Source organism: Burkholderia sp. Ed8 (genome assembly GCF_040761425.1).
Taxonomy (GTDB): domain Bacteria; phylum Pseudomonadota; class Gammaproteobacteria; order Burkholderiales; family Burkholderiaceae; genus Burkholderia; species Burkholderia seminalis.
Window position 1 is genome coordinate 2341798 of the sequence record NZ_CP142886.1, and the last position, 17183, is coordinate 2358980.

Consider the following 17183-nt stretch of genomic DNA (forward strand, 5'->3'; position numbering starts at 1 on the left):
GCGGCGCCTTTTTTCAAGAAACGGATATTCGATTCATGGAAAAGACTCTCGATAAACAGGTCGCGATCGTGACCGGCGCGTCGCGCGGCATCGGCCGTTCGATCGCGCTCGAACTGGCGCGCCTGGGCGCGACGGTGATCGGCACGGCGACGAGCGAATCGGGCGCCGCCGCGATCAGCGCGGCATTCGCCGAGGCGGGCGTCACGGGCCGCGGCGCGGTGCTGAACGTCAACGACGCAGCGGCCGCCGAGGCGCTGATCGATGCGACCGTGAAGGAATTCGGCGCGCTGAACGTGCTCGTCAACAACGCGGGCATCACGCAGGACCAGCTCGCGATGCGGATGAAGGACGAGGACTGGGACGCGGTGATCGACACCAACCTGAAATCGGTGTTCCGCCTGTCGCGCGCGGTGCTGCGCCCGATGATGAAGGCGCGCGGCGGCCGGATCATCAACATCACGTCGGTGGTCGGTTCGGCCGGCAACCCGGGTCAGGTCAACTACGCGGCCGCGAAGGCCGGCGTGGCGGGCATGACGCGTGCGCTCGCGCGCGAGATCGGCAGCCGCGGCATCACCGTGAACTGCGTCGCGCCGGGCTTCATCGATACCGACATGACGAAGACGCTGCCGGAAGAACAGCAGGCCGCGCTCAAGACCCAGATTCCGCTCGGCCGCCTCGGCAGCCCGGAGGACATCGCCCATGCCGTCGCGTTCCTCGCATCGCCGCAGGCCGGTTATATCACCGGCACGACGTTGCACGTGAACGGCGGCATGTACATGTCGTAACGGTTTTCGTTTACCATCCGCGCCGTATCCCGATTTTCAGGCGGATAGGCGCTTGATCGACCATCAAGCCAACGCGCGTTTTGGCGTCAGCAAACCTGATAAAATGCGCGCACTTGTAAATCTGAACTTTCCCTCGGAGGGGTAATGGACAACATCGAACAACGTGTCAAGAAGATCGTCGCTGAGCAACTGGGCGTCGCGGAAGCCGAGATCAAGAACGAAGCTTCGTTCGTGAACGACCTGGGCGCCGACTCGCTCGACACGGTCGAACTGGTGATGGCTCTGGAAGACGAGTTCGGCATGGAAATCCCGGACGAAGAAGCAGAGAAGATCACGACCGTTCAGCAAGCGATCGACTACGCTCGCGCAAACGTCAAGGCGTAAGCGCCTTTCGCGCTTGTCCGCCACGTCGCCGCGATCTTCGCGATTGACGCGCCATCCTGCCGGCTTCGCGCCGGACGGACTAACAGCCACAGGGCTCGCAGGGCTGGTTCCTGTGGCCACTGTGGCTTTTGTTTTTGTCATCCAATAATGGAAAAGAGGTTACCGTGAGCCGCCGTCGTGTTGTTGTTACAGGCCTGGGGCTGATTTCGCCTGTTGGCAATAATGTTGCCGACGGCTGGGCCAATCTCGTCGCCGGCAAGTCCGGTATCGCCACCGTCACGAAGTTCGATGCGTCGAACCTCGCCTGCCATTTCGCGGGCGAAGTGAAGGGTTTCAGCGCCGAGGAGTACATTCCGGCGAAGGAAGCCCGGAACATGGATACGTTCATCCATTACGGCATCGCCGCCGGCGTCCAGGCCATCCGGGACAGCGGGCTGGAAGTGAACGAAGCCAACGCGGAACGCATCGGCGTGCTGGTCGGTTCCGGCATCGGCGGCCTGCCGATGATCGAAGACACGCACCAGACCTACGTCGATCGCGGCGCACGCCGGATTTCGCCGTTCTTCGTGCCGGGTTCGATCATCAACATGATCTCGGGCCACCTGAGCATCATGTTCGGCCTGAAGGGCCCGAACCTCGCGGCCGTGACGGCCTGCACGACCGGCCTGCACAGCATCGGCCTCGCCGCGCGCCTGATCCAGGCCGGCGACGCCGACGTAATGGTCGCGGGCGGTGCCGAATCGACGGTGTCGCCGCTCGGCATCGGCGGTTTCGCGGCGGCGCGTGCGCTGTCGACCCGCAACGACGATCCGGCCAGCGCCTCGCGTCCGTGGGACAAGGACCGCGACGGCTTCGTGCTGGGCGAGGGTGCCGGCGTGATGGTGCTCGAGGAGTACGAGGCGGCGAAGGCGCGCGGCGCGAAGATCTATGCGGAAGTCTCGGGCTTCGGCATGACGGGCGACGCGTACCACATGACCGCGCCGAACATGGACGGCCCGCGCCGCTGCATGGTCGCGGCACTGCGCGACGCCGGCATGAACGCGGACGAGGTCCAGTACCTGAACGCGCACGGCACGTCGACGCCGCTGGGCGACAAGAACGAGTCCGACGCGGTGAAGGCGGCCTTCGGCGAGCACGCATACAAGCTCGTCGTGAACTCGACGAAGTCGATGACGGGCCACCTGCTGGGCGGCGCGGGCGGCCTCGAATCGGTGTTCACGGTGCTGGCGCTGCACAACAACGTGTCGCCGCCGACCATCAACATCTTCAACCAGGACCCCGAGTGCGATCTCGATTACTGCGCGAACACCGCGCGGGACATGAAGATCGACGTCGCCGTGAAGAACAACTTCGGCTTCGGCGGGACCAACGGCACGCTGGTGTTCAAGCGCGTCTGACGCTGAATCGCTTGACGAGTCCATTCGACATGCCGGCCGGGCGCCCGCAGCGCTTTGCGTTGCGGGCCTCGGCTGTCTCGTATCTCGTGCTGGCCGTGTTCGTCGCATCGGCTGCCGCGTCGGCCTATCTGTTCTGGGCGCCGCGCGCGGGCGCCGCCGCCGGCGCATGCGTGTCGGCCGCGACGGCCGCGCTGCTGGCCGTGTGCGCGGCGCGGGCCGGTGCGCGTCGGCTGCCGGCCGAGCTGCGGATCGATGCATTCGGGGAGATTGCGGCGTTTGGCCGCACCGGGCGGCTGCTGGCCCGTGGCCGCGTGACCGGCCATGCGCACTGGAGCAGCCTGCTGCTGGTGCTGTCGGTCGGGCAGGGTGCCCGGCGGGCCCGGCCGCTGCTGATTCCGGCCGATGCGCTCGACGCGGCATCGTTCAGCGCGCTGTCCGTGCTGGCGAGAACCGCGGGCGCGGCGGGGCGGGCATGACCGCGGCACGGTTACCGACCGTAACCAGCGGCCGGCGCCGGAACGCTACAATAGCGCTCCGCGTTGCATCCCTAGTTAACGGATTTGTCAGGTGAGTGAAAAAGAAATCGATCAGGCTCTGGTCGAGCGCGTACAGAAGGGCGACAAGGCGGCGTTCGAACTCCTGGTCTCCAAATACCACCGCAAGATCATTCGGCTGATCTCGCGCCTCGTGCGGGATCCCGCCGAGGTCGAGGATGTGGCCCAGGACGCGTTCATCAAGGCGTATCGTGCGCTGCCGCAATTTCGCGGCGAATCGGCGTTCTATACGTGGTTGTACCGGATTGCCGTCAATACGGCCAAGAACTACCTTGCGACGCAAGGCCGCCGGGCACCGACCTCGACCGAGGCCGATGCAGAGGAAGCGGAAACTTTCTCCGACGCAGACCAACTAAGGGATATCAACACGCCTGAGTCGATGTTGATGAGCAAGCAGATTGCCGAGACGGTCAACGCTGCAATGGCTCTGCTGCCCGAGGAACTGCGCCAGGCAATCACGCTGCGCGAGATCGAGGGCCTGAGCTACGAAGAGATCGCGGAAATGATGGGCTGTCCGATCGGGACGGTCCGGTCGCGGATCTTCCGCGCGCGCGAAGCAATCGCTGCCAAGTTGCGTCCGCTGCTCGATACGCCCGAAGGCAAGCGCTGGTAAGCGCGATGGGCGTAACGACGCGGGTCGGGGTCTAGTTACGGATAGAGTCGTGAAGTCACGACGGGGTGTGCAAGATGGGGAGCATCATGGGGTCGGTCAATACGCAATCGCAAGCGTGCTCGCGCGGCGAGCGCCTTTCCGCGCTGGTCGACGGCGAAATGTTCGATGGCCCGGACCACGGGCAGTTTCTGGCTGAGCTCGACCGCGCGGATCGCGCTGCGTGGGCCCATTACCACCTGATCGGCGATGCGCTGCGCTCGGACGAGCTCGCGCTGTCGCCCGCCGTGAGCGTCGCGTTCACCGCGCGCATGTCGGCTGCGCTCGACAGCGAGCCGCACCTGCTCGCGCCGGCGGCGGCGCCGGTCGCGCGCAAGCTGCTGTCGCTGCGCCGGCGTGTCGTGCCCGCGTTCGCGGTCGCGGCCGCGGCGGCCACGCTGACGTGGATCGTCGTCCCGCAGATGCAGACGGCCGGTGCCCCGGGCGCCGTCCAGGTCGCATCGGCCGGTGCGCAGCAAGGCGGCAACCTGCAGCGCGTGACGGTTGCGCAGGCATCGGCCCAGCCGGGCTTGCAGGACGTCAACATCATTCGCGACGCGAGCCTCGACCAATATCTTGAAGCGCACCAGCAATTCGCGCAGCAGCCCGTCGTCACGGGTTCGATGCCGCTGATCCGCGCAGCCGTGACCACCACGCCAGGCCAATAAACCCGATGCGGACATTGCAGTTGAATCACGCCATCTCCGGGTGGAAGCGGCTGCCGGCCCTCCTGCTTTGCGCAGCCGCCCTGTTGTCCGTTCAATCCCTTCCTGCCAGCGCCCAGCAACCGGACGATCCCGTCGCGACCCGCAAGGGCGCCGCGGACTGGCTCGACCGCGTCCAGCAGGCGGCGCAGCAGCAGAGTTACGAAGGCACGTTCGTCTACCAGCGCGGCGGGTATGTCCAGTCGTCGCGCATCGCGCACGTCGCGTCCCGCGACGGCGAGTTCGAGCGGATCGAGACGCTCGACGGCAAGCCGCGCAAGCTGCTGCGGCATAACGACGAGCTGTACACGTTCGTGCCCGAGCGCAAGCTGTGCGTGGTCGAGCGCCGCCAGACGCGCGACTCGTTCCCCGCGCTGCTCGGCGCGAGCGGCGAGCACGTGATGTCGGTCTACGACGCGAAGTCGCTCGGCAAGGACCGCGTGGCCGGGATCGACGCGCAGGTCGTCGAGCTCGTGCCGAAGGATGCGTACCGTTTCACGTACAAGCTGTGGGCCGACGCGCGCACCGGGCTGCTGCTGCGTTCGCAGACGCTCGATGCGAACGATCACGTGCTCGAACAGATTGCGTTCTCCCAGTTGCAAACGGGGGGCGCGAACGGCGACAAGGCCGCGATCGCGGCCGGCATGCGCAACCTGAGCGGCTGGACGGTCGTGCGCCCGCCGGTCGCGACGGTCGACATGGAAGCGCAGGGCTGGCAGCTCGCACCGAGCGTTGCCGGCTTCCAGAAGATTCGTGAAGTGCGCCGGCCGATGGCCGCGCGCGATGCAGGCGACCCGCCGATCGCGGTCGATCAGGCCGTCTTCACCGACGGTCTCGCGACGATCTCGGTGTTCATCGAGCCGGCCGAAAAGAATACGCGCAAGGAAGGCGCGGGCAGCACCGGTGCGACGCACGTTCTCGTGAAGCGCCGCGGCGACTACTGGATCACCGTGCTCGGCGAAGTGCCGCCGGCCACGTTGCAGCAGTTCGCGTCTGCCATAGAATACAAGGCTTCCAAGTAACGCTACGGCTTCCGACATGATGAAACTCACGCTGCGCAAATGGCTCGCGGCGGCGGCGTTGTCTGCCTGCCTGCCGCTCGTGCCGCATACCGCATTCGCCGTGACGGCTCCCGCTGCCAGCCTGCCCGACTTCGCCGACCTGGTCGAAAAGGTCGGGCCGGCCGTCGTGAACATCCGGACCACCGCCAACGTGCCGACCAACAGCGGCCCGCGCGGGATGCTCCCGCCGGGCTTCGACAACGGCGACATGTCGGAATTCTTCCGGCGCTTCTTCGGCATTCCGCTGCCGCAGGCGCCCGGCAACGGCGGCGGCAACGGCAGCAACCCGAAGAGCGCGCCGGCGCCGGACAATCCGCCCGACACCGAGCAGAACCGTGGCGTGGGCTCGGGCTTCATCGTGTCGGCCGACGGTTACGTGATGACCAATGCGCACGTCGTCGACGATGCGGACACCATCTACGTGACGCTGACCGACAAGCGCGAATTCAAGGCGAAGCTGATCGGCGTGGACGACCGCACGGACGTCGCGGTCGTGAAGATCCAGGCGTCGAACCTGCCGGTCGTCGCGATCGGCGATTCGAACAAGGTGCGCGTCGGCGAGTGGGTCGTCGCGATCGGTTCGCCGTTCGGCCTCGACAACACGGTGACGGCCGGCATCGTCAGCTCGAAGAGCCGCAACACGGGCGACTATCTGCCGTTCATCCAGACCGACGTCGCCGTGAACCCCGGCAACTCGGGCGGCCCGCTGATCAACATGCAGGGCGAGGTGATCGGCATCAATTCGCAGATCTACAGCCGTACCGGTGGCTTCATGGGCATCTCGTTCGCGATTCCGATCGACGAGGCGATGCGCGTGGCCGACCAGCTGAAGGCGACCGGCAAGGTCACGCGCGGCCGGATCGCGGTGGCGATCGGCGAGGTGACGAAGGACGTGGCCGATTCGATCGGGCTGCCGAAGGCCGAAGGCGCGCTCGTCAGCAGCGTCGAGCCGGGCGGCCCGGCCGACAAGGCGGGCATCCAGCCGGGCGACATTATCCTGAAGTTCAATGGCCGTTCGGTCGATACGGCGTCGGACCTGCCGCGCATGGTCGGCGACACCAAGCCCGGCACGAAGGCGACGGTCAGCGTGTGGCGCAAGGGTCAGGCACGCGATCTGCCGATCACGATCGCTGAGACGCCGGCCGAGTCGACGGCGAAGGCCGAACAGCGCAAGAACGCGCCGCAGAAGCCGCGCCAGACCAATTCGCTCGGTCTGACGGTGAGCGACCTGACGGCCGACCAGATGAAGGCGCTGAAGCTGAAGAACGGCGTGCAGATCGACGGCGTCGACGGCCCGGCTGCCCGTGCGGGCCTGCAGCGCGGCGACATCGTGCTGCGCGTCGGCGACACCGACATCACGAACGCGAAGCAGTTCGCCGACGTGACGGCGCAGCTCGATCCGCAGAAGGCGGTCGCGGTGCTCGTGCGGCGTGGCGACAACACGCAGTTCGTGCCCGTGCGGCCGCGCCAGAAGTAACGCGCCGATGTTCACGCTCTACGGCCGCGGCTGGTGCCACCTGTGCGACGACATGCGCGACGCACTGGCGCCGGTGGCGGCCGAATTCGGCGTCGCGGTCGACTACGTCGACATCGATACCGATGCGGCGCTGGTTGCCCGTTACGACGAGGATGTGCCCGTGTTGCTGCTGGACGGCGCGGAAGTGTGCCGCCACCGGTTCGACGACACGCGGGTGCGCGACGCGCTGGCGGCCCGGCGCTGAGTTCCGGCCGCGTCCGGCGGGTGCCCGCGGCGGGCCGCGCTGCGGGCGGGCGTCCGAAATACCGCCCGTCGAAAGCCTTTTCAGCTAAAATAAGCTGTTTTTTCACCGACTTACACAAGGCGTGCTCCGCAGTCGTCGAGCGCGCCTTTTTCGCTTGATCGGCACTGAATGGATCATATTCGCAATTTCTCGATCATCGCGCACATCGACCATGGCAAGTCGACGCTCGCGGATCGCATCATCCAGGTATGCGGCGGTCTCGCCGACCGTGAAATGGAAGCGCAGGTGCTCGACTCGATGGATATCGAGCGCGAGCGCGGCATCACGATCAAGGCGCAGACGGCGGCATTGTCCTATCGCGCGCGCGACGGCAAGGTCTACAACCTGAACCTGATCGACACGCCGGGGCACGTCGACTTCTCGTACGAAGTCAGCCGTTCGCTGTCCGCCTGCGAAGGCGCGCTGCTGGTCGTCGATGCCAGCCAGGGCGTCGAGGCGCAGACGGTCGCGAACTGCTACACGGCGATCGAGCTCGGCGTCGAGGTCGTGCCGGTGCTGAACAAGATCGACCTGCCGGCCGCGAACCCCGAGAACGCGATCGAGGAGATCGAGGACGTGATCGGCATCGACGCGACCGACGCGACGCGCTGCAGCGCGAAGACGGGGCTCGGCGTCGAAGACGTGCTCGAGTCGCTGATCGCGAAGGTGCCGCCGCCGAAGGGCGATCCGGCCGCGCCGCTGCAGGCGCTCATCATCGATTCGTGGTTCGACAACTACGTCGGCGTCGTGATGCTCGTGCGTATCGTCAACGGCACGCTGCGCCCGAAGGAAAAGATCAAGATGATGGCGACCGGCGCGCAGTATCCGGTCGAGCACGTCGGCGTGTTCACGCCGAAGTCGCGCAATCTCGACTCGCTGTCGGCAGGGCAGGTGGGCTTCATCATCGCCGGCATCAAGGAGCTGACGGCCGCGAAGGTCGGCGATACCGTCACGCACGCGGCCAAGGCCGCTGCCGAGCCGCTGCCGGGCTTCAAGGAAGTGAAGCCTCAGGTGTTCGCGGGGCTGTATCCGGTCGAGGCGAACCAGTACGACGCGCTGCGCGAGTCGCTCGAGAAGCTGAAGCTGAACGATGCGTCGCTGCAGTACGAGCCGGAAGTGTCGCAGGCACTCGGATTCGGTTTCCGCTGCGGCTTCCTCGGGCTGCTGCACATGGAAATCGTGCAGGAGCGGCTCGAGCGCGAGTTCGACATGGATCTCATCACGACCGCACCGACGGTCGTCTACGAGGTCGTGCAGAGCGACGGTTCGACGATCATGGTCGAGAACCCGGCGAAGATGCCGGAGCCCGGCCGCATCGCCGAAGTCCGCGAGCCGATCGTCACCGTGAACCTGTACATGCCGCAGGACTACGTCGGCTCCGTGATCACGCTGTGCGAGCAGAAGCGCGGCTCGCAGATCAACATGCAGTATCACGGCCGCCAGGTGCAGCTCACGTACGAGATCCCGATGGCCGAGATCGTGCTCGACTTCTTCGATCGCCTGAAGTCGGTGTCGCGCGGCTATGCGTCGATGGACTACGAGTTCAAGGAATACCGTTCGTCGGACGTCGTGAAGGTCGACATGCTGATCAACGGCGACAAGGTCGATGCGCTGTCGATCATCGTGCACCGGTCGCAGTCGCAATACCGCGGCCGCGAGGTGGCCGCGAAGATGCGCGAGATCATCCCGCGCCAGATGTACGACGTGGCGATCCAGGCCGCGATCGGCGCGCACATCGTCGCCCGCGAGAACATCAAGGCGCTGCGCAAGAACGTGCTCGCGAAATGCTACGGCGGCGACATCACGCGGAAGAAGAAACTGCTCGAGAAGCAGAAAGAAGGCAAGAAACGGATGAAGCAGGTGGGTTCGGTCGAGATCCCGCAGGAAGCGTTCCTTGCGATCTTGCGCGTCGAAGACAAATAACAGGACTGATCCTTTTATGAATTTTGCGCTGATTCTTTTTGTGCTCGTCATCGTGACGGGCGTAGCGTGGGTGCTGGACAAACTGGTGTTCCTGCCGCGGCGACGCAAGGCGGCCGACTCGGCGATCGAGGAGTTCGATCGCCAGCAGTCGCGCATCGACAAGCGCTTCGCGGATGAAAACGCGGTGCAAACGCGTTCGAAGCTGCGCGACGAGAAGCTGCGCCAGCCGTGGTGGCTCGAGTACACCGCGAGCTTCTTTCCGGTGATCCTGGCGGTGTTCGTCGTGCGCTCGTTCGTCGTCGAGCCGTTCAAGATCCCGTCGGGCTCGATGGTGCCGACGCTGCTCGTCGGCGATTTCATCCTCGTCAACAAGTTCGAATACGGGCTGCGCCTGCCGGTCACGAACACGAAGATCACGCAGGGCAGCCCGCTGTCGCGCGGCGATGTCGTCGTGTTCCGTTATCCGAAGGACGAGTCGGTCGACTACATCAAGCGCGTGATCGGCCTGCCGGGCGACACGGTCGCCTACCAGGACAAGCAGCTGACGATCAACGGCCAGCCGGTGCCCGAAACGCCGCTGCCGGATTTCTTCGACGACGAGCGCCAGAATTACGCGAAGCAGTTCGAGGAAACGATCGGCAACAAGAAGAACGCGATCCTCAACAACCCGGCCGTGCCGCCGTTCGTGATGGGCGCCTACGACTATCCGTATCGCGACAACTGCACGTACAACAGCCGCGGCGTGATCTGCAAGGTGCCGCCCGGTCACTACTTCATGATGGGCGACAACCGCGACAACAGTGCGGACAGCCGCTACTGGGGTTTCGTGCCGGACCAGAACATCGTCGGCCGCGCGTTCTTCATCTGGATGAACTTCAGCGACCTGAAGCGCATCGGCTCCTTCAACTGATCGCAGTCGACTCGCACGCAATACGCGACGCACGGGCCGCGTCGCGTATTGCCGAACTACTTTAAGAACCGGCGGTAACACCGCCTCGTCACGCCTTTTCGTCTCCGGCCGTGCCGTTTCGGCCCGACCGGCGCCCGCGTTATACTCCTGCACATGCCCCTATCCCAGTTGGAAAGCCGGCTGCGCTACGAATTTCGCAATGCGGAATTGTTGCGCCAGGCTTTGACCCATCGCAGTCACAGTGCCACGCACAACGAACGGCTCGAGTTTCTCGGCGACTCCGTTCTGAATTGCGCGGTGGCCGCCCTTTTGTTCCAGCGTTTCAGCAAGCTGGACGAAGGCGACCTGTCGCGCGTACGCGCCAACCTCGTCAAGCAGCAGTCGCTGTACGAAATTGCTCAGGCCCTGAATATCTCGGACGGCCTGCGGCTGGGCGAGGGCGAACTGCGCAGCGGCGGGTTCCGTCGCCCGTCGATCCTCGCGGACGCGTTCGAAGCCATCATCGGGGCCGTGTTCCTCGATGGCGGCTTCGAAGCCGCCCAAGGGGTCATCAAGCGCCTCTACATCCCGATTCTCGACCACATCGATCCGCGCACGCTCGGCAAGGACGCGAAGACGCTGCTGCAGGAGTACCTGCAGGGGCACAAGATCGCACTGCCGACCTATACGGTCGTCGCGACGCATGGTGCGGCGCACAATCAGCAGTTCGAGGTCGAATGCACGGTGCCGAAGCTGGACGTGAAGGTATCGGGCTCCGGCGCGAGCCGGCGCGCGGCCGAGCAGGCCGCCGCGAAGAAGGCGCTCGACGAAGTGATGGCGGCCGCGCCGATGCTGGCCACGAAGCCGAAGCGCTCGAAAAACGCGCGCGGCTCGAAGCATGTGGAACCCGAAATCGTGCCGGGCGTGAAGGGCGTGCAGGAAGCGCTCGACCTGCGCTCGCCGGAGCGGAAGGAGCGGGCGGCTGCCCGTGAGGCCAGGGCGGCCGCCGGTGCGGTGCCCGCGGCGGCTGCGACCGGTGCCGAGCCGGCCGTCGCGCCGATGGCCGCGATTCGCGCGGCGCATGTCGAGACGGCTGCCGACAAGGGTGAGCGGGCGGCGAAGCCGGCGGCCGACAAGGTGGCCGATAAACCCGCCGACCGTCCCGACAAGGCGGCGGACAAGCCCGCGGACGCCGCGCCGCGTGCTGCCGATCCGGCCGCATCGTCCGCCGACAAGCCTTCCGCCGGTTCCGACCCCGCTGCACGCACGCGTGCGCGCGACGCTGCCGCACCGGACGCCGAGACGCCGCCGGGCGGCGCGAGCCTCGCCGCCGCGCAGGCGCGCGTGGCCGATGCCGACCACTGAATTGCCCAGCGATCGTGCCGCGCGCCGCGCGGCCGTTTCCGAACCTGCCTCCCAAACGATATGAACACTCCCGCTCCTACCGGCTTCCGTTGCGGCATGATCGCGATCGTGGGCCGCCCGAACGTCGGCAAGTCGACGTTGATGAACGCACTCGTCGGCCAGAAGATCAGCATCACGTCGCGCAAGGCGCAGACGACCCGCCATCGCATCACCGGCATCAACACGTTCGATGACGCGCAATTCGTGTTCGTCGACACGCCGGGTTTCCAGACCCGTCACAGCACCGCGCTGAACCGATCGCTGAACCGCGCGGTCACGTCGACGCTGACGTCGGTCGACGTGATCCTGTTCGTGATCGAGGCCGGTCGCTTCGGGCCCGACGACCAGAAGGTGCTCGACCTGATTCCGCCCGGCATGCCGACGCTGCTGATCACGAACAAGATCGACCGTGTCGCCGACAAGGCCACGCTGTATCCGTTCATGCAGAAGATGAACACGCTGCGCGAATTCGCCGAGCTCGTGCCGCTGTCGGCGCAGCAGCCGGAAGACATCAAGCGCCTGCTCGAGACGATCAAGCCGTACCTGCCGGAAGGCGCCCCGATCTACGGCGAGGACGAGCTGACCGACCGCAGCTCGCGCTTCCTCGCGGCCGAAATCCTGCGCGAAAAGGTGTTCCGCTGGACCGGCGACGAGCTGCCGTACACGAGCACCGTCGTGATCGACAAGTTCGAGGAGGAAGGGCGGCTGAAGCGCATCTTCGCGACGATCCTCGTCGAACGCGATTCGCACAAGGCGATGGTGATCGGCAAGAAGGGCGAGAAGCTCAAGCAGATCAGCACCGAGGCGCGGATGGACATGGAGAAGCTGTTCGACGGCCCCGTGTACCTCGAGACCTTCGTGAAGGTGAGGAGCGGCTGGGCCGACAACGAGGCCGGACTGCGCGCCTATGGGTACGAATGACGCGCTGACGTCGACTGAAGACGCGGTGACGGCCGGCGCGAACGACGCGCCGCTGCCGGCTCCGCCCGAACCGCCGCGCAAGGCGCGGCGCGCGACGTCTCGCACGTCCGATTTCCGCGTCGCCGAGCAGCCGGCGTTCGTGCTGCACAGCTATCCGTATCGCGAAACCAGCCTGATCGTCGATGTGCTGACGCGCGATCACGGCCGGCTTGCGCTCGTCGCGAAGGGCGCGAAACGCCCGCACTCCGCGCTGCGCGGCGTGCTGCAGACCTTCCAGCCGCTGCTGCTGTCCTGGTCCGGCAAATCCGAGGTGCGCACGCTGACGGGGGCCGAGTGGGTCGGCGGCATGCTGCCGCTCGGCGGCGACGGGCTGCTGTGCGGTTTCTACGCGAACGAGCTGCTCGTGAAATTCTGCGCGCGCGAGGATCCGCAGCCGCCGCTGTTCAATCATTATGTGTTGACGCTCACGCGCCTCGCGCACGGCGAACCCGCGGTGCAGGTGCTGCGTTCGTTCGAGCGCGTGCTGTTGAAGGAGACCGGTTACGCGATGGCGCTGAACCGCACGGTCGCGCGCCGCGCGGTCGAGCCCGATCGCCGCTACGTGTTCGATCCCGAACGCGGCGTGCGCAACGCGGACGACGACGTGCCGTCGCACTGGCCGGTCATCACCGGACAGACGTTGCTCGACATGGAGCAGGACGATTACCATCGAGCCCAGACGGTCGCGCAAAGCAAGACGCTGATGCGCTTCCTGCTGAACACCTATCTCGGCGGTACGCCGCTTGCCACGCGTCAGATCCTGATCGACCTGCAAAACCTATGAGCTTCTTCCTGACAACGCCCACCGCCATCGACCTCGGCGTGAACATCGACCACGTCGCGACGCTGCGCAATGCGCGCGGCACGGCCTATCCCGATCCGATCCGCGCGGCGCTCGCCGCCGAAGAGGCCGGTGCGGACGCGATCACGCTGCATCTGCGCGAGGATCGCCGCCACATCGTCGACGCCGACGTGCGCAAGCTGCGCCCGCTGCTGAAGACGCGCATGAACCTCGAATGCGCGGTGACGGCCGAGATGCTCGACATCGCGTGCGAAGTGCGTCCGCACGACGCGTGCCTCGTGCCGGAAAAGCGCGAGGAACTGACGACCGAAGGCGGTCTCGATGTCGCCGGCCACTTCGAAGCCGTGCGCGCGGCCTGCAAGCAACTGGCCGACGTCGGCGTGCGCGTGTCGCTGTTCATCGACCCGGACGAGACGCAGATCCGCGCCGCGCACGAAGCGGGCGCGCCGGTGATCGAACTGCACACGGGCCGCTACGCCGAAGCGCACGACGAAGCCGAGCAGCAGCGCGAGTACGAACGCATCGTCGCGGGCGTGCAGGCCGGTGCGCAACTGGGCCTGAAGGTCAATGCGGGGCACGGGCTGCATTACACGAACGTGCAGCAGATCGCCGCGATCGACGGCATCGTCGAGCTGAACATCGGTCACGCGATCGTCGCGCATGCGATCTTCGCGGGCTGGGACAACGCGGTGCGCGAGATGAAGGCGATCATGGTCGCCGCCCGCGTCGCCGCGCTGCACGGCGGCGCGCGTTGAAGATGAAACACCGCCGCGTGCGCGCGTACTGACATGGCGATCTACGGCATCGGTACCGACATCGCCCAGGTAAGCCGCGTCGCGGCCGTGCTCGAACGCACGGGCGGCCGGTTTGCCGAGAAGGTGCTGGGCCCCGACGAACTGCGTGTGTTCCATGCGCGCCGCGCGCGCTCCGAGGCGCGCGGCATCGCGTTTCTCGCGACGCGCTTCTCCGCGAAGGAAGCGTTCTCGAAGGCGATCGGGCTCGGCATGCACTGGCCGATGACGTGGCGCGCACTGCAGACGCTCAACCATCCGAGCGGCGAGCCGTACGTGGTCGCGTCGGGCGAGCTGGCCGACTGGCTGGCCGCGCGCGGCATCACGGCGCGCGTGACGGTCAGCGACGAGCGCGACTACGCGGTGTCGTTCGTGATCGCCGAAACGGACGCCGCGCCTGCTCCTGCTCCTGTTTCCCGAACCTCCTCCTGACGGACTTTCCGATTCGATGAAAACGACTCCCGGCCCGGTCATGCTCGACGTCGTCGGCACGGCCCTGTCGCGCGACGATGCGCGGCGTCTTGCGCATCCGAATACCGGCGGCGTGATCCTGTTCGCGCGGCACTTCCAGAACCGCGCGCAGCTGATCGCGCTGACCGACTCGATCCGCGCGGTGCGCGAAGACATCCTGATCGCTGTCGATCACGAAGGCGGGCGCGTGCAGCGGTTCCGCACCGACGGCTTCACGGTGCTGCCCGCGATGCGCCGCCTCGGCGAGCTGTGGGATCGCGACGTGCTGCTCGCGACGAAGGTGGCGACCGCCGTCGGCTACATCCTGGCCGCCGAACTGCGTGCGTGCGGGATCGACATGAGCTTCACGCCCGTGCTCGACCTCGACTACGGGCATTCGAAGGTGATCGGCGACCGCGCGTTCCATCGCGACGCGCGCGTCGTCACGCTGCTCGCGAAGAGCCTGAACCACGGGCTGTCGCTCGCCGGCATGGCGAACTGCGGCAAGCATTTCCCCGGGCACGGTTTCGCGGAAGCCGATTCGCACGTCGCGCTGCCGACCGACGACCGCACGCTCGACGCGATCCTCAAGCAGGACGTTGCGCCGTACGACTGGCTCGGCCTGTCGCTGTCGGCCGTGATTCCCGCGCACGTGATCTATACGCAGGTCGACAAGCGGCCGGCCGGATTCTCGCGCGTCTGGCTGCAGGACATCCTGCGCGGCAAGCTCGGCTTCACGGGCGCGATCTTCAGCGACGACCTGTCGATGGAGGCCGCGCGCGAAGGCGGCACGCTCACGCAGGCGGCCGATGCCGCGCTCGCCGCCGGTTGCGACATGGTGCTCGTCTGCAACCAGCCGGAGGCGGCCGAGGTCGTGCTGAACGAGCTGAAGGCACGGGCGTCGGCCGAGTCGGTGCGGCGCATCAAGCGGATGCGCGCGCGCGGCAAGGCGCTCAAGTGGGACAAGCTGGTCGCGCAGCCCGAGTATCTGCAGGCGCAGGCGCTGCTGAAAAGCGCACTGGCGTAAACGGGGAGGGGACGGTGCGGTTCGCGTCCTGTCACCCGCTGAAACGAAAAGCCGCGCGATTGCGCGGCTTTTTCATGGGTGACGGCACGGGGCAAACGGGGGCAAACAGGGCAATCGGCACGGTGGGCTTTTGCGCAACTAACGGTCAGGTCCGGCCAGTGCCCGTATTCACGATCGCCCGCTCAGTTCACCTTCATCCGCTGCAGCTTGTTGTACAGCGTCTTCGGGCTGATGCCGAGCAGCGTGGCCGCACGATGGCGCGTGCCGCCGACCGCGTCGAGCGTCGCGCGGATCAGCAGGTCCTCGACGTCGGACAGCGGCGTGCCGACCTTGATCTGCACGCTGCTGCCGTTCAGCGCGGCGCCGGAGGAGAAGCTCGGCTCGCCGGCGCGCAGCGTCTCGATGAAGTCGCCCGACGCGTCGTACGCGAAGCGCACGCGTTCCTGCAGTTCGCGCACGTTGCCCGGCCATTCGTAGGACAGGCATTCGCGCACGAAGCCCGGCGCCGCGCGCTTGTCGGTCGTGCTGCGCCCGGTCGCGCGCGCCTCGCGGTTCAGTTCGTCGATCTGCGCGTCCGCGATCGCGAGTGCGTCGCCGTCGCGCTCGCGCAGCGGCGGCATCGTGATCGACGCCGCATCGAGGCGCAACCATAGATCCTCGCGCAGCGTGCCGTTCGCGACCGCTTCGCGTGCCGGGCGGCGCGTGGTCGCGATCAGCCGGAAATCGCTCGTGATCGAGCTCGTGCCGCCGATCCGCATGAAGTTCTGCGAATCGAGCGCATGCAGCAGCGCTTCCTGCAGCACGAGCGGCAGCGCGGTGATCTCGTCGAGGAACAGCGTGCCGCCGCCGGCCTGTTCGAACAGGCCCGATTCGCGGCGCTCGGCGCCGTCGAACGCGCCGCGCTCATGGCCGAACAGCACGCTGTCGAGCGACGCGCCATGGCGGCCGGCCTGCGCGATCGTCCGGCAGTCGAACGACACGAACGGCCCCTTGCGGCGCCGGCTCAGGTCGTGCAGCGTGCGCGCGGCCAGCTTCTTGCCGGTGCCGGCCTCGCCCGAGAACAGCACGGCCGTTTCGGTGCGCGCGTTGTGCTCGATCATGTCGTACACGTGCTGCATCGCATCGCTGCAGCCGACCAGCGCGCCGAAGCGGCCGAGCCGGCGCAGCGACGCACGCAGCGACTGCACTTCGTCGATCAGTTCGTACGGGCGCGGGATCCGCGCGAGCAGGCTGCGCAGGCGCGGAATGTTGATCGGCTTCAGCAGGTAGTCCCAGATGCCGTGACGCAGGCCCTCGATGGCGCTCTCGACCGTCGCGTTGCCCGTGAGCACGATGACGGGCAACGAGCCGTTCGGCTGTTGCTGCGGCAGGTGCTGGAGCAGGTCGAACCCGCTGCCGTCCGGCAGGTTCAGGTCGACGAGGACGACATCGGGGATCGAGCGGCCCAGCGCCGTGCGGGCTTCGGCGAGCGACGTGGCCGTGTCGACCGAGAAGCCGTCTGCGGCGAGCAGCGCGGTGAGGCCGGAGAGACTGTTGGGATCGTCTTCGACAATCAGGGCGTGTGGCATGGTGGACGCGAGTCGAGTCAAGAGAGGCGGGCTGTCGGCCATCGGGGCCGCAGCCGCATGTCAGATTAAAAACTG

At 66.6% G+C, this 17183-nt stretch carries 18 protein-coding genes; 17 read left to right on the plus strand and 1 reads right to left on the minus strand.

Annotation, left to right across the window (positions count from 1 at the left end; genetic code table 11):
* Positions 1 to 35: 35 nt before the first annotated feature.
* The 17 genes from fabG (at position 36) to nagZ (ending at position 15540) form a co-directional block, all read left to right on the plus strand.
* Positions 36 to 785, plus strand: coding sequence for a 3-oxoacyl-ACP reductase FabG (gene fabG, locus VXM69_RS24885; RefSeq protein ID WP_034186499.1), 750 nt, complete (start codon positions 36 to 38; stop codon positions 783 to 785).
* A 144-nt stretch (positions 786 to 929) separates the two neighbouring features.
* Positions 930 to 1169 carry an acyl carrier protein gene (gene acpP, locus VXM69_RS24890; protein ID WP_004197638.1) on the plus strand — a complete coding sequence of 80 codons (240 nt, stop codon included), beginning with the start codon at positions 930 to 932 and terminating at the stop codon, positions 1167 to 1169.
* 164 nt (positions 1170 to 1333) lie between these two features.
* Positions 1334 to 2566, plus strand: a complete 1233-nt coding sequence (gene fabF / locus VXM69_RS24895; RefSeq protein ID WP_034186500.1) for a beta-ketoacyl-ACP synthase II — start codon at positions 1334 to 1336, stop codon at positions 2564 to 2566.
* 11 nt (positions 2567 to 2577) lie between these two features.
* Entirely contained in the window at positions 2578 to 3042 is a 465-nt protein-coding gene (locus tag VXM69_RS24900; RefSeq protein ID WP_069245555.1) for a hypothetical protein, read from the plus strand.
* A gap of 91 nt (positions 3043 to 3133) precedes the next feature.
* Positions 3134 to 3733, plus strand: coding sequence for an RNA polymerase sigma factor RpoE (gene rpoE, locus VXM69_RS24905; protein ID WP_006490873.1), 600 nt, complete (start codon positions 3134 to 3136; stop codon positions 3731 to 3733).
* Positions 3734 to 3819: 86 nt separating this feature from the next.
* Positions 3820 to 4437 (plus strand): sigma-E factor negative regulatory protein, encoded by a 618-nt coding sequence (locus tag VXM69_RS24910; protein WP_034186502.1) that lies wholly within the window; start codon positions 3820 to 3822, stop codon positions 4435 to 4437.
* 5 nt (positions 4438 to 4442) lie between these two features.
* Positions 4443 to 5495, plus strand: a complete 1053-nt coding sequence (locus VXM69_RS24915; RefSeq protein ID WP_034186503.1) for a MucB/RseB C-terminal domain-containing protein — start codon at positions 4443 to 4445, stop codon at positions 5493 to 5495.
* A 16-nt stretch (positions 5496 to 5511) separates the two neighbouring features.
* On the plus strand, positions 5512 to 7011 hold the full coding sequence (locus VXM69_RS24920; protein WP_034186504.1) for a DegQ family serine endoprotease: 1500 nt from the start codon (positions 5512 to 5514) through the stop codon (positions 7009 to 7011).
* Between the two features lie 7 nt (positions 7012 to 7018).
* Positions 7019 to 7255 (plus strand): glutaredoxin family protein, encoded by a 237-nt coding sequence (locus VXM69_RS24925; protein WP_034186505.1) that lies wholly within the window; start codon positions 7019 to 7021, stop codon positions 7253 to 7255.
* 168 nt (positions 7256 to 7423) lie between these two features.
* A complete protein-coding gene (gene lepA, locus VXM69_RS24930) occupies positions 7424 to 9217 on the plus strand; it encodes a translation elongation factor 4 (RefSeq protein ID WP_034186506.1) in 1794 nt (597 codons plus the stop codon).
* Positions 9218 to 9233: 16 nt separating this feature from the next.
* Positions 9234 to 10127 carry a signal peptidase I gene (lepB, locus tag VXM69_RS24935; RefSeq protein ID WP_034186507.1) on the plus strand — a complete coding sequence of 298 codons (894 nt, stop codon included), beginning with the start codon at positions 9234 to 9236 and terminating at the stop codon, positions 10125 to 10127.
* A 153-nt stretch (positions 10128 to 10280) separates the two neighbouring features.
* Positions 10281 to 11471 (plus strand): ribonuclease III, encoded by a 1191-nt coding sequence (rnc, locus tag VXM69_RS24940; protein WP_059560706.1) that lies wholly within the window; start codon positions 10281 to 10283, stop codon positions 11469 to 11471.
* A gap of 60 nt (positions 11472 to 11531) precedes the next feature.
* Positions 11532 to 12431 carry a GTPase Era gene (gene era / locus VXM69_RS24945; protein ID WP_034186509.1) on the plus strand — a complete coding sequence of 300 codons (900 nt, stop codon included), beginning with the start codon at positions 11532 to 11534 and terminating at the stop codon, positions 12429 to 12431.
* On the plus strand, positions 12418 to 13254 hold the full coding sequence (gene recO, locus VXM69_RS24950; RefSeq protein WP_034186510.1) for a DNA repair protein RecO: 837 nt from the start codon (positions 12418 to 12420) through the stop codon (positions 13252 to 13254). The genes era and recO overlap by 14 nt, the downstream gene beginning before the upstream one ends.
* Positions 13251 to 14027 carry a pyridoxine 5'-phosphate synthase gene (gene pdxJ, locus VXM69_RS24955; protein WP_034186511.1) on the plus strand — a complete coding sequence of 259 codons (777 nt, stop codon included), beginning with the start codon at positions 13251 to 13253 and terminating at the stop codon, positions 14025 to 14027. The genes recO and pdxJ overlap by 4 nt, the downstream gene beginning before the upstream one ends.
* Before the next feature lie 33 nt (positions 14028 to 14060).
* Entirely contained in the window at positions 14061 to 14495 is a 435-nt protein-coding gene (gene acpS / locus VXM69_RS24960) for a holo-ACP synthase (RefSeq protein ID WP_034186512.1), read from the plus strand.
* Between the two features lie 16 nt (positions 14496 to 14511).
* Positions 14512 to 15540 carry a beta-N-acetylhexosaminidase gene (gene nagZ, locus VXM69_RS24965; protein WP_034186513.1) on the plus strand — a complete coding sequence of 343 codons (1029 nt, stop codon included), beginning with the start codon at positions 14512 to 14514 and terminating at the stop codon, positions 15538 to 15540.
* Between the two features lie 182 nt (positions 15541 to 15722).
* Here nagZ and VXM69_RS24970 read toward each other — a convergent pair whose 3' ends face one another.
* Positions 15723 to 17108 (minus strand): sigma-54 dependent transcriptional regulator, encoded by a 1386-nt coding sequence (locus tag VXM69_RS24970; RefSeq protein ID WP_059560702.1) that lies wholly within the window; start codon positions 17106 to 17108, stop codon positions 15723 to 15725.
* Between the last annotated feature and the right edge of the window lie 75 nt (positions 17109 to 17183).

What these genes read in the sequence shown, in the direction of transcription:
- acpS (WP_034186512.1), top strand. Translation starts at nt 14,061, where the DNA reads ATGGCGATCTACGGCATCGGTACCGACATCGCCCAGGTAAGCCGCGTC.
- nagZ (WP_034186513.1), top strand. Translation starts at nt 14,512, where the DNA reads ATGAAAACGACTCCCGGCCCGGTCATGCTCGACGTCGTCGGCACGGCC.
- lepA (WP_034186506.1), top strand. Translation starts at nt 7,424, where the DNA reads ATGGATCATATTCGCAATTTCTCGATCATCGCGCACATCGACCATGGC.
- VXM69_RS24910 (WP_034186502.1), top strand. Translation starts at nt 3,820, where the DNA reads ATGGGGTCGGTCAATACGCAATCGCAAGCGTGCTCGCGCGGCGAGCGC.
- VXM69_RS24970 (WP_059560702.1), bottom strand. Translation starts at nt 17,108, where the DNA reads ATGCCACACGCCCTGATTGTCGAAGACGATCCCAACAGTCTCTCCGGC.
- rnc (WP_059560706.1), top strand. Translation starts at nt 10,281, where the DNA reads ATGCCCCTATCCCAGTTGGAAAGCCGGCTGCGCTACGAATTTCGCAAT.
- acpP (WP_004197638.1), top strand. Translation starts at nt 930, where the DNA reads ATGGACAACATCGAACAACGTGTCAAGAAGATCGTCGCTGAGCAACTG.
- lepB (WP_034186507.1), top strand. Translation starts at nt 9,234, where the DNA reads ATGAATTTTGCGCTGATTCTTTTTGTGCTCGTCATCGTGACGGGCGTA.
- recO (WP_034186510.1), top strand. Translation starts at nt 12,418, where the DNA reads ATGGGTACGAATGACGCGCTGACGTCGACTGAAGACGCGGTGACGGCC.
- fabG (WP_034186499.1), top strand. Translation starts at nt 36, where the DNA reads ATGGAAAAGACTCTCGATAAACAGGTCGCGATCGTGACCGGCGCGTCG.
- VXM69_RS24925 (WP_034186505.1), top strand. Translation starts at nt 7,019, where the DNA reads ATGTTCACGCTCTACGGCCGCGGCTGGTGCCACCTGTGCGACGACATG.
- VXM69_RS24920 (WP_034186504.1), top strand. Translation starts at nt 5,512, where the DNA reads ATGATGAAACTCACGCTGCGCAAATGGCTCGCGGCGGCGGCGTTGTCT.
- pdxJ (WP_034186511.1), top strand. Translation starts at nt 13,251, where the DNA reads ATGAGCTTCTTCCTGACAACGCCCACCGCCATCGACCTCGGCGTGAAC.
- era (WP_034186509.1), top strand. Translation starts at nt 11,532, where the DNA reads ATGAACACTCCCGCTCCTACCGGCTTCCGTTGCGGCATGATCGCGATC.
- VXM69_RS24915 (WP_034186503.1), top strand. Translation starts at nt 4,443, where the DNA reads ATGCGGACATTGCAGTTGAATCACGCCATCTCCGGGTGGAAGCGGCTG.